The organism is Methylobacterium sp. 174MFSha1.1 (assembly GCF_900116815.1).
GTDB lineage: Bacteria > Pseudomonadota > Alphaproteobacteria > Rhizobiales > Beijerinckiaceae > Methylobacterium.
The window spans coordinates 13689-24462 of the sequence record NZ_FPCB01000033.1 but is presented as its reverse complement, the minus strand read 5'-3'; the positions used below and the strand labels follow the sequence as shown (position 1 = coordinate 24462).

General features: G+C 72.7%; 11 protein-coding genes. All 11 read left to right on the top strand.

Going from position 1 to position 10774, the window contains the following annotated elements; genetic code table 11:
• The first annotated feature begins 211 nt into the window (after positions 1-211).
• The 11 genes from bchM (at position 212) to BM430_RS25255 (ending at position 10774) form a co-directional block, all read left to right on the top strand.
• Complete coding sequence (bchM, locus tag BM430_RS25305; RefSeq protein ID WP_093570011.1) at positions 212-913, top strand: magnesium protoporphyrin IX methyltransferase; 702 nt, start codon at positions 212-214, stop codon at positions 911-913.
• Positions 910-2316, top strand: coding sequence for a BCD family MFS transporter (locus tag BM430_RS25300; RefSeq protein WP_093570010.1), 1407 nt, complete (start codon positions 910-912; stop codon positions 2314-2316). The genes bchM and BM430_RS25300 overlap by 4 nt, the downstream gene beginning before the upstream one ends.
• 12 nt (positions 2317-2328) lie before the next feature.
• Positions 2329-3120 carry a photosynthetic reaction center subunit H gene (puhA, locus tag BM430_RS25295; RefSeq protein WP_093570009.1) on the top strand — a complete coding sequence of 264 codons (792 nt, stop codon included), beginning with the start codon at positions 2329-2331 and terminating at the stop codon, positions 3118-3120.
• Positions 3120-3740 (top strand): photosynthetic complex putative assembly protein PuhB, encoded by a 621-nt coding sequence (gene puhB / locus BM430_RS25290; RefSeq protein WP_093570008.1) that lies wholly within the window; start codon positions 3120-3122, stop codon positions 3738-3740. Before puhA ends, puhB begins: the two co-directional genes overlap by 1 nt.
• A gap of 9 nt (positions 3741-3749) precedes the next feature.
• Complete coding sequence (puhC, locus tag BM430_RS25285; protein WP_093570007.1) at positions 3750-4199, top strand: photosynthetic complex assembly protein PuhC; 450 nt, start codon at positions 3750-3752, stop codon at positions 4197-4199.
• A complete protein-coding gene (locus BM430_RS25280) occupies positions 4199-4498 on the top strand; it encodes a hypothetical protein (RefSeq protein WP_048432793.1) in 300 nt (99 codons plus the stop codon). Before puhC ends, BM430_RS25280 begins: the two co-directional genes overlap by 1 nt.
• Positions 4495-5556, top strand: a complete 1062-nt coding sequence (acsF, locus tag BM430_RS25275) for a magnesium-protoporphyrin IX monomethyl ester (oxidative) cyclase (protein ID WP_093570006.1) — start codon at positions 4495-4497, stop codon at positions 5554-5556. The genes BM430_RS25280 and acsF overlap by 4 nt, the downstream gene beginning before the upstream one ends.
• A 7-nt stretch (positions 5557-5563) precedes the next feature.
• Entirely contained in the window at positions 5564-6346 is a 783-nt protein-coding gene (gene puhE, locus BM430_RS25270; RefSeq protein ID WP_093570005.1) for a putative photosynthetic complex assembly protein PuhE, read from the top strand.
• Between the two features lie 44 nt (positions 6347-6390).
• Entirely contained in the window at positions 6391-7602 is a 1212-nt protein-coding gene (gene hemA / locus BM430_RS25265; RefSeq protein WP_093570004.1) for a 5-aminolevulinate synthase, read from the top strand.
• A gap of 422 nt (positions 7603-8024) precedes the next feature.
• Positions 8025-9047, top strand: a complete 1023-nt coding sequence (bchI, locus tag BM430_RS25260) for a magnesium chelatase ATPase subunit I (RefSeq protein ID WP_177303169.1) — start codon at positions 8025-8027, stop codon at positions 9045-9047.
• A complete protein-coding gene (locus BM430_RS25255) occupies positions 9044-10774 on the top strand; it encodes a magnesium chelatase subunit D (RefSeq protein WP_093570002.1) in 1731 nt (576 codons plus the stop codon). Before bchI ends, BM430_RS25255 begins: the two co-directional genes overlap by 4 nt.

Genomic DNA, 10774 nt, shown 5'->3' with positions numbered 1-10774 from the left:
TCTGCGGGGGAGGGTGGCCCCTGCGTGAGCAGGGGCCGGGAGAGGGGAACCCCGTTTCCGGAGAGGTCGCGACCATGATGACGGGCGCCCCCTGGATCAGCGTCGCGCTGCCCCTCTCCCGGCCTGCTCGGCAGGCCACCCTCCCCCGCAGAGGGGGGAGGGTTCTCGCGCGGCGCCCGGATTGGGTCTCCGGCACAGAAAGCCCCCGCCCATGACCAGCTCCACCTACATCACCCGCCGGGCCCAGCTCGAAACCTATTTCGACCGCACCGCCGTCGAGGCCTGGGCGCGGCTCACCTCCGACGCGCCGGTGAGCCGCATCCGCGCCACCGTGCGGGCCGGTCGCGATACGATGCGGGCCGAGCTCCTGTCCTGGCTGCCGGCCGACCTCACCGGGCGGCGCCTGCTCGATGCCGGCTGCGGCACCGGCGCACTCGCCGTCGAGGCCGCGCGGCGCGGCGCCGAGGTCGTCGCGATCGACGTGTCGCCGACGCTGATCGATCTCGCCCGCGAGCGCACCGCCAGCTTGCGGCTCTCCGGCTGCCTCGATTTCCAGGTCGGCGACATGCTGGACGAGGGGTTGGGCCGCTTCGACCACGTCGTGGCGATGGATTCGCTGATCCATTACCGCACGCCCGACATCGTCCGGGCGCTGGCGGCGCTCGCCTGCCGCACCGACGCCTCGCTCCTCTTCACCGTCGCGCCGCGCACTCCGCTGCTGACCGTGATGCACGCCGCCGGCCGTCTCTTCCCCCGCGGCGACCGGGCGCCGGCGATCGAGCCGGTCGGCGAGGGCGCCTTACGCCGCCGCATCGCCGCCGAGCCGGGCCTCGCGCCCTTCGCGGTGGCCCGCAGCCGCCGGGTCAATTCCGGCTTCTACCTCTCGAACGCTCTGGAGCTGGCGCGCCGATGAGCACGGCCCACCGCCTCGCCCGGGCCCTCGCCGATCTCGGGCCCCGCTACCTGCCCTTCGCGGATGCCGCGACCGAGGAGCTGCCGCTCGGCCGACTGCTGCGGCTGTCGCTGTTCCAGGTCACGGTCGGGATGGCGGCGGTGCTGCTGATCGGCACCCTCAACCGGGTGATGATCGTCGAGCTTGAGGTGCCGGCCTGGATCGTCGCCGTGATGCTGGCGCTGCCGCTGCTGGCCGCTCCCTTCCGGGCGCTGATCGGCTTCCGCTCCGACACCCACCGCTCGGTGCTGGGCTGGAAGCGGGTGCCCTACCTCTGGTTCGGCACGCTGCTGCAATTCGGCGGCTTCGCCATCATGCCGTTCGCGCTCCTGATCCTGTCGGGCGACACGACCGGGCCGATCGTCATCGGCCAGGTGGCCGCGGCGCTCGCCTTCGTGCTCGTCGGCGCCGGCCTTCACACCACGCAGACCGTGGGGCTGGCGCTCGCCACCGATCTCGCGCCGGCCCATGCCCGCCCGAAGGTGGTGGCGCTGCTCTGCGCCATGCTGCTCGCCGGCATGATGGCGAGCGCTGTGGTGTTCGGGCTGGCTTTGCACAATTTCTCGGCGATCCGCCTGATCCAGGTGATCCAGGGCGCAGCGCTCGCGACGCTCATCCTCAACGGCATCGCCCTGTGGAAGCAGGAGCCGCGCGACACCTCCCGCAGGACGGAGGCGCCGCGCCGCTTCGGCGACGCCTGGCAGGCCTACGCGGCCCAGCCGCAGGCGCGCCGGCGCCTCATCGCCACTGGCCTCGGCACGGCGGGGTTCAGCATGCAGGACATCCTGCTCGAGCCCTATGGCGGCCAGATCCTGCACCTGCCGGTCGCTGCCACGACCGCGCTGACCGCCGTGCTCGCCGTCGGCGGAGGGGCGGGGCTCATCACCGCGGCGCGCTGGCTCAACCGCGGCGGCGATCCGTTCCGGGTCGCGGCGGCCGGCGCCGTCGTCGGCATCGCGGCCTTCTCGGCGGTGGTCTTCGCCGCGCCCTTAAGCTCCGGCAGTCTCTTCGCCTGCGGCGTCGCGCTGATCGGCGTCGGCGGCGGGCTCTTCGCCCACGGTACGCTCACCGCCTCGATGGCGGGCGCGCAAGCGGAGCAGACCGGGCTGGCGCTCGGCGCCTGGGGTGCGGTCCAGGCCTGCGCCGCGGGCCTCGCCATCGCGGCGAGCGGCATCCTGCGCGATCTCGGCTCGGCGCTCGCGGTCTCGGGCCGCCTCGGCGAGGCCTTGTCCGAGGCCTCGACCGGCTACCTCGTCGTCTACCACATCGAGATCGGGCTCCTGTTCGCCACCCTGGTGGCGATCGGGCCGCTGGTCCGCCGGCCCGATCGCGCCCCGCTCTCCGCCCGTCCGGCCCTACCGTAGAAGGAGGCCATCATGCCCAAGGGTGCCCTCACAGGTTATCTCGACGTCGCGCAAGTGGTGCTCTACGCCTTCTGGATCTTCTTCGCGGGCCTCGTCTTCTACCTGCGCCGCGAGGACCGGCGCGAGGGCTACCCGCTCGAATCCGAGACCCATGGCGGCCTGAAAGGCTGGGACTGGCTGTTCCTGCCCTCTCCCAAGACCTTCCTGCTCGCCGACGGCTCGGCGGTGCTGGCGCCGCGCCCGCACGAGGGGCCGGTCGGCGAACTCAAGGCGGTCAAGCTCGAACCCTGGCCGGGCGCCCCGATCGTCCCGACCTCGACCGATGATTCCCGCCTCGCCGACGGCGTCGGCCCGGGCGCCTACGCGCTCCGCGCCGAGCGGCCGGACCTGACCTGGGAGGGCAAGACCCGCATCGTGCCGATGCGCGTCGCCGACGAGTTCACGGTCTCGGCGGACGATCCGGATCCGCGCGGCCTGCCGGTCTACGGCGCCGACGGGGTGCGGGCCGGCACCGTCACGGAGATCTGGGTCGATCGCGGCGAGTCGCTGCCGCGCTACTACGAGATGGAACTCGATGGCGCCCGCGACCGCACCGTGCTGATCCCGGTGACCTTCGCGGACCTGCACCGCTTCAGCCGGGAGAAGAAGATCGTCGTCGCGGCCCTGCTCGCCCGCCAGTTCGCCGGCGTGCCGCAAGCCCGCGACCCCGACAGCATCACGCTGCGGGAAGAGGAGCGGGTCATCGCCTATTACGGCGCCGGCACGCTCTACGCCACCGACGCCCGCCAGGAGCCGCTGCTGTGATGGACACGCTTCCTCACGGGCTGCCCGGCCCGCTGCCGAAGGGCGAGCGCCTGCTGTGGCAGGGCCGCCCGATGCTCCTCAGCCTGGCGCGCCGCGCCTTCCACGTCGATCTCGTGGCGGTCTATTTCGGCGGGCTCGCGCTCTATCAGGCGGTCTCGGCCGGGCGGGCCGCGGCGGCCTGGCCGGTCCTCCTCGCCGGCGCGCTGGCGCTGGCGATCCTGTTCCTCCTCGCCTGGGGCGCCTGCCGCACCACGGTCTACACCCTGACCGACCGACGGCTGATGCTGCGCATCGGCATCGCGCTCCAGATGGACATCAATCTCCCGTTGAAGGAGATCGAGGGCGCCGCCTTCCGCCGGCTCAGCGATGGCAGCGGCGACCTGCCCCTGCGGCTCAAGCCCGGCGTGCGGCTGGCCTACCTACATCTCTGGCCGCATGCCCGGCCCTGGCGCCTGACCCGGCCCGAACCGATGCTGCGCTGCGTGCCGGACGCCGAGGCAGTCGCCAAGCGCATCGCCGCGGCGCTGGCCGAGGCGAACGGCCAGCCGGTGCAGGCGATGCCGCCCGCACCCGAGGCGGCTCCCGTCCTGCCTGGCCGCCTCGCGGCGGCGGGCCACTAGGGGGGTCGCATGGCGCACGACATCCAGATCCCCCGGCCGCTCCTGCGCAATGCCGGCCTCCTCGTCGCCTTCTCGCTGGCGGCGGTGGCGATCGGACGGTTCGGCGGGATCGGCACCACGCAGATGCCGCCGGCCCAGGCCGTCCAGGTCCTGGATCTCACGGTCGAGGACCGGCCGGACGGCCGGGTGGACCTCCGCAACGCCGCGGATGGCCGCCTCGTGGCGGAGGTGCAGCCCGGCGAGGACGGGTTCCTGCGCGCCACCCTCCGGGTGATGGCCCAGGCGCGCCTGCGCGAGGGCCTGTCGCGCACCCCGCCGTTCCGGCTCACCCGCTGGGACAACGGCACGCTCTCGCTCGACGACGCCGCGACGGGCCGGCGGATCAACCTCGAAGCCTTCGGGCTCGGCAATGCGGCCGCCTTCGCGCGGCTGCTCGAACAGGGGAGGGGCGCATCGTGATGCACTGGTTGGGCGGCCGACGCCGCATCGAGGTGCCGTGCACGGTCGAGATCGAGCAGACGGCCGAGAGCCTGCACGCCCACGTCACGTTGGACGGGGGGCTTCTCATCGCCCCCGGCGACGAGGTGACGGTGCACGACGCGCCGACCTCCGTGCCCTACGGCGACCGGATCGTGGTGCGCCGCACCGCCACGGTGGTGCGCGCCGGCGCCGTCGAGCGCCTGTGGACCCGCATCGCGGGTCATTTCGAGCTCACCGAACTCTACGAAGTCAGCTTCTCGGAAAGGACGCGGCTATGAGCGCGACGACCCTGAGGACCCCGAACGAGAGCACCCAGTCGGCGCAGGCGACGACGTTCCTGAGCCCGCGCTTCTACACCACGAATTTCGAGGAACTCGACCGCACCAACGTCGAGCCGGTGCGGGCCGAGTGGGACGTGCTGATCGCCGAGATGCGGAGCGATCCGAACAAGCGCCACTTCGTGCGCAATTCCGATTTCGACCTCGACCTGTCCGGCCTCGACCCGGAGCTGCGCAAGGAATTCCTCGACTTCCTCGTCTCGTCGATCACCGCCGAGTTCTCGGGCTGCGTGCTCTACGCCGAGATGCGCAAGCGCGCCAAGAACAAGGACATCCGCGAACTGTTCGGCTTCATGAGCCGCGACGAGGCCCGCCACGCCGGCTTCATCAACGACACGCTGAAGGATTTCGGGGTCGGCATCGACCTCGGCTTCCTGACCAAGGCCAAGAAGTACACCCATTTCCGGCCGAAATTCATCTTCTACGCCACCTATCTGTCGGAGAAGATCGGCTACGCCCGCTACATCACCATCTTCCGCCACCTCGAGCGCCATCCGGACAAGCGCTTCCACCCGATCTTCAAGTGGTTCGAGAAGTGGTGCAACGACGAGTTCCGCCACGGCGAGGCCTTCGCGCTCCTGATGCGCGCCAACCCGAAGCTGCTCACCGGCGTCAACTACTACTGGATCAAGTTCTTCCTGCTAGCGGTGTTCTGCACGATGTACGTGCGTGACCAGTGCCGGCCCGCCTTCCATAAGGCGCTCGGGGTCGACCCGAAGGAGTACGACTTCCAGGTCTTCGCCATCACCTCCGAGATCTCGCGCCAGGTGTTTCCGCTCACCCTCGACATCGAGAATCCGGGCTTCCGGGCCGGCCTCGAGCGGCTGCTCGCTTGCGCCCGCGGCATCGAGGAGGCGAAGGCGCAGGGCGGGATCGTCGGCAAGCTCAAGCATGCCGGTTACGCCGCGAAGGCGGCTCTCGCCTTCGGGCGGCTGATGGTGATGCCGGCGAAAGCCAACCCGATGCCCGCGCAGATCCGCCTCAGCCCCGCCTGGTAGCGCCCGCATGTCCGACTACGCCGCGCCGATCCTCTACGCCGTCGTGATCTGGTGGTTCCTGACCGGGGCGATCCTCTGGCTGAACCACCGGCCGCGCCGCACCCATGCCTGGAGCTTCGGCGCGACGACGCTGGCGCTGGCGGCCGCCCTCTGGGTCGTCGCCTGGAGCGCGACCCAGGAGAGCGAGGCGGGGGCCTACGCGGCCTTCACGGCGGCTTTGATCGTCTGGGGCTGGCAGGAGATGGCCTTCTACATGGGCTACGTCGCCGGCCCCCGGCGCACCCCGGGCCTTGACACCGACCGGGGCCTCGCCCGGTTCGGCGCGGCCGCCGCCACCAACCTCTGGCACGAGGCGGCGATCATCCTCGGGTTCGCGGCGATCGCCTGGCTGACGGCGGGCTGCCCGAACCGGATGGCGCTCTGGACCTACCTGGTGCTGTGGGGGATGAATCTCAGCGCCCGGCTCAACCTTTTCCTCGGCGTGCGCAACCTCAACGCCGAGTTCCTGCCCGAGCATCTGCGCTATCTCGGCAGCTTCTTCCGCCGCGCGCCGATGAACGCCCTGTTTCCGGTGGCGATGATCCTCGCCACCGGCTTCCTCCTGGTGCTGCTGCACCCGGCCGTGACCGAGAGCGCCTCGGCCTTCAAGCGCTCCGGCCACACGATGATGGCGACCCTGATGGCCCTCGCCATCCTGGAGCACGGCTTCCTGATGCTGCCGCTGCCCTCCACCGCGCTCTGGGGCTGGGGCCTGCCCGCCCGCCGCCCCGGGGCCGACACGGCTCCGTAACCACAAGAACACGACCACAAGAATATCGTACAAGGGGACGTTCGATGGACTACGAAGCGCACTTCTCCGCCGCTCTCCAAGGTCTGCACCGCGAGGGGCGCTACCGGGTCTTCACCGACCTCGAACGCCAGGCCGGCCGGTTCCCCTACGCCACGCAGCACGGCGCGCACGGCACCCGCGAGGTGACGGTGTGGTGCTCGAACGACTATCTCGGCATGGGCCAGCACCCGGCGGTGACGGGGGCGATGCACGAGGCGATCGACCGCTGCGGCGCAGGGGCCGGCGGCACCCGCAACATCTCGGGCACCAACCACTACCACGTGCTCCTGGAGCAGGAACTCGCCGACCTGCACGGCAAGGAGGCGGCGCTCCTCTTCACCTCGGGCTACGTCTCGAACTGGGCCGGGCTCGGCACGCTTGCCTCGAAGCTGCCGGGCTGCGTGGTCTTCTCCGACGAGGGCAACCACGCCTCGATGATCGAGGGCATCCGCTCCAGCCGCGCCGAGCGCCACATCTTCCGCCACAACGATCCCGACGACCTCGATCGCAAGCTCCGCCTCGTCGACCCGAAGCTGCCGAAGCTCGTCGCCTTCGAATCCGTCTACTCGATGGACGGCGACATCGCGCCGATCGCCGAGCTCTGCGACGTGGCCGAGGCCCATGGCGCCATGACCTATCTCGACGAGGTCCACGCGGTCGGCCTCTACGGGCCCCGCGGCGGCGGCATCGCCGAGCGCGAGGGGCTGATGCACCGTCTCACCGTCATCGAGGGGACAATGGGCAAGGCCTTCGCGGTCTCGGGCGGCTACATCGCGGCATCAGCTGCGCTCTGCGACTTCGTGCGCAGCTTCGCCTCGGGCTTCATCTTCACCACCTCGCTGCCGCCCGCGATCGCGGCGGGCGCGGCCGCGAGCATCCGCCATCTCAAGGCGAGCGGGGTCGAGCGCGCCCGCCACCAGGACCGCGTCGCGGCCGTGCGCCGGCGGCTCGCGAGCATCGGCATCCCGCTTCTCGACAATCCGAGCCACATCGTGCCGGTGATGGTGGGCGATCCGGTGCAATGCAAGCAGATCAGCGACACGCTGCTCGACGAGTTCGGGATCTACGTCCAGCCGATCAACTATCCCACCGTCCCCCGCGGCACCGAGCGCCTGCGCATCACCCCGTCGCCGCTCCACAGCGACGCCGACATCGACCACCTGGCGGCGGCGCTCGGGGCGATCTGGGGGCGGATCGGGCTGGCGCGGGCCGCGTAGGGCGCGGCGGTTCCTGAACCCTCCCTCCTCTGCGGGGGAGGGTGCCCGGCGGAGCCGGGCGGGAGAGGTGACGCCGCTTCCTTAGAAGACTGAACCGTTCTGAAGGCCGCCACCTGGATCAACGTCGCGCTGCCCCTCTCCCGACCCCCGCTGACGCGGGGGCCACCCTCCCCCGCAGAGGGGGGAGGGTTCTTTTGCGCACGGCCGTTGCGACCTTCCGAGCAAGCTCGACGCGCAACTGTCACCCAAACCAATCGTCAATTTCATTAGACAATCCCGCCTTCCCGGCCGATCCTTGCCTCCATCGTCAGCCTTCGAGGACGCGAACCGTGGCCCCCACCCACTCGGCCCTGTCCCGGCGGGCTCCCAAGCCGGGCTTCTCGACGCCCACCGTCGTGGATCCCGCCGCGCGCACCGAGGCGATGCCGCGCCCGCCCTATCCGTTCTCGGCCATCGTCGGGCAGGATGCGATGCGGCGTGCGCTCCTCGTCGCGGCGGTCGATCCGGCGGTGGGCGGGGTGCTGGTCTTCGGCGATCGCGGCACCGGAAAATCCACCGCCGTGCGGGCGCTGGCCGCCCTGCTGCCGCCGATGCGGGCGGTGGCGGGCTGCGCGTATGCCTGCGATCCCGTCGATGCCGCCTCGCTCTGCCCGGCCTGCGCGGCCCGCCGGGTGCAGGGTCTCACAGTGAAGACCGTGCCGGTGCCGGTGGTCGACCTGCCCCTCGGCGCCACCGAGGACCGGGTCGTCGGGGCGCTCGATATCGGCCGGGCGCTCGGCGCCGGCGAGAAGGCGTTCGAGCCGGGGCTGCTTGCCCGCGCCAACCGCGGCTTCCTCTACATCGACGAGGTCAACCTCCTGGAGGACCACCTCGTCGACCTGCTCCTCGACGTGGCGGCCTCCGGCGTCAACACCGTCGAGCGCGAGGGACTGAGCCTGCGCCATCCGGCGCGCTTCGTCCTCGTCGGCAGCGGCAACCCGGAGGAGGGCGAATTGCGCCCGCAACTCCTCGACCGCTTCGGCCTCGCCGTCACCGTGACGACGCCCACCGACCTCGCGACCCGCGTGACGATCGTGCGCCGTCGCGACGCCTACGAGCGTGATCCGGCGGCCTTCGCCGCCGAGTGGTCGGCGGAGGAGGCGCGGCTCGGGCAGGCGATCCTGGCGGCGCGCGCGCAGCTGCCCGAGGTCGTGGTGCCGGATTCGGTGCTGGAGGCCGCCGCCCGCCTGTGCCTGGCTTTGGGCACCGACGGGTTGCGCGGCGAGCTGACCCTGATGCGCACCGCTCGCGCCTCGGCGAGCCTCGACGGGGCCGGGACCGTGACGCTCGACCACCTGCGCGAGGTGGCCCCGAGCGCCTTGAGCCACCGTCTGCGCCGCAATCCCCTCGACGAGGCCGGGTCCGAGGCGCGGATCGCCCGGGCGCTGGCCGAGGTTCTCGGGTGAGCGCCGGACCCGACGCGGCCTGGACACAGGCCTGCCTCGCGGCATCCCTAGTGGCGATCGATCCGGCGGGAACGAGCGTGGTCGTGCGGGCCCGGCCCGGACCGGTGCGCGAGGCCTGGCTCGCGCGCCTGCGCGCCCTTCTCCCGGAGGGCACGCCGGTGACGCGTCTGCCGGCCGGCATCGCCGACAACGCGCTCCTCGGCGGGCTCGACCTGCCGACGACCCTGGCGACGGGGCGCCCGGTGGCGCAAGCCGGCCTGCTCGCCCGCAGCCATGGCGGCCTGGTGGTGGTGCCGATGGCCGAGCGGCTCGGGCCCGGCACCGCGGCGCGGATCGCGCAGGCGCTCGATAGCGGCGCCGTCGAGGTCGCCCGCGACGGGATCGCGATCCGGCATCCGGCCTGCTTCGGCCTGGTGCTCCTCGACGAGGGGGAGGGCGAGGACGAAGCGATCCCGGCCTGCCTCGCCGATCGGGCAGCCCTCCATCTCGACCTCGACGCCGTGCCGCCCGGCGCCCTCGCGACCGCGCCGCCGCTCCCCGACCTCGCGGCCGTCCTGGCCGTTCCGGCGGACGGTCCGCCCGAGGCGGCCGAGACGCTCTGCGCCCTCGCGGCCCGCCTCGGCATCGCGTCCCTGCGTGCGCCGCTCCTCGCCCTGCGAGTGGCGCGGCTGCACGCTGCCCTCTGCGGACGCGCGGCCCTGGAGGATGCCGACCTCGCCACCGCCGTCGCCCTGGTGCTCGCGCCCCGGGCCCGCGTCTGGCCCGATGACGAGAGCGAGGCGCAGTCGGAACCTCCGCCACCCGGCCCGGACGAGGCCGAACCGGCGGACCGGGAGGACGACCGGACCGGCGAGCATCAGTGCCTCGACGACCGCATCCTCGCTGCCGTCGCAGCCAGCCTGCCGCCCGGCCTCCTCGCCCGCCTGCTCGCCGGCGAGGGCCCCCGGCTGCGCAGTGCCGGTGCCGGCCGCACGGGCGCCGCCGCATCGGCGCAACGCGGGCGTCCGGTCGGGGCGCGGCCGGGCGATCCGCGTCGCGGCCGCCTCGCCCTGATCGAGACCCTGCGGGCCGCCGCACCCTGGCAGCGCCTGCGCCGCGGTGAGGCCGAGGCGCGCCTGCGCATCACCGCCGACGACCTGCGCATCCGTCGGCTGGTGCAGAAGCGCGAGACCACCACGATCTTCGCGGTCGACGCCTCCGGCTCCGCCGCCCTGGAGCGGCTGGCCGAGGCGAAGGGCGCGGTCGAATCGCTGCTCGCCGAGTGCTACGTGCGGCGCGACCGCGTCGCCCTGGTGGCCTTCCGCGGCCGCGGTGCCGACCTGCTCCTCGCCCCGACCCGCTCGCTGGTGCGGGCCAAGCGCGCCCTCGCCTCGCTTCCCGGCGGCGGCGGCACGCCGCTCGCGGCCGGCATCGAGGCGGCCGGACGGCTGGCCGCCATGGAGCGCCGGGCCGGCCGCAGCGCGACCGTGCTCCTCCTCACCGACGGCCGCGCCAACGTCGCCCGCTCCGGTGCGCCCGGCCGGGCCCAGGCGGGCGCCGACGCGCTGAGCGCGGCAAAGGCGCTCGCGGCGACGGGCACCCGCGCCCTGGTGATCGACACCGCCGCCCGCCCACAGGATTCCGCCCGGGCGCTCGCCGCCGCCATGGCCGCGCGCTACCTCGCCATGCCGCAGGCCGACGCCGCGCGCCTGACCCGGGCGGTGCGCGAGGCCGCCCCGCCGGGTTGA

Bases quoted from the DNA above. Each gene is read 5' to 3' on its own strand.
- bchM (WP_093570011.1), top strand. From the start codon at position 212: ATGACCAGCTCCACCTACATCACCCGCCGGGCCCAGCTCGAAACCTAT.
- BM430_RS25300 (WP_093570010.1), top strand. From the start codon at position 910: ATGAGCACGGCCCACCGCCTCGCCCGGGCCCTCGCCGATCTCGGGCCC.
- puhA (WP_093570009.1), top strand. From the start codon at position 2,329: ATGCCCAAGGGTGCCCTCACAGGTTATCTCGACGTCGCGCAAGTGGTG.
- puhB (WP_093570008.1), top strand. From the start codon at position 3,120: ATGGACACGCTTCCTCACGGGCTGCCCGGCCCGCTGCCGAAGGGCGAG.
- puhC (WP_093570007.1), top strand. From the start codon at position 3,750: ATGGCGCACGACATCCAGATCCCCCGGCCGCTCCTGCGCAATGCCGGC.
- BM430_RS25280 (WP_048432793.1), top strand. From the start codon at position 4,199: ATGCACTGGTTGGGCGGCCGACGCCGCATCGAGGTGCCGTGCACGGTC.
- acsF (WP_093570006.1), top strand. From the start codon at position 4,495: ATGAGCGCGACGACCCTGAGGACCCCGAACGAGAGCACCCAGTCGGCG.
- puhE (WP_093570005.1), top strand. From the start codon at position 5,564: ATGTCCGACTACGCCGCGCCGATCCTCTACGCCGTCGTGATCTGGTGG.
- hemA (WP_093570004.1), top strand. From the start codon at position 6,391: ATGGACTACGAAGCGCACTTCTCCGCCGCTCTCCAAGGTCTGCACCGC.
- bchI (WP_177303169.1), top strand. From the start codon at position 8,025: ATGCCGCGCCCGCCCTATCCGTTCTCGGCCATCGTCGGGCAGGATGCG.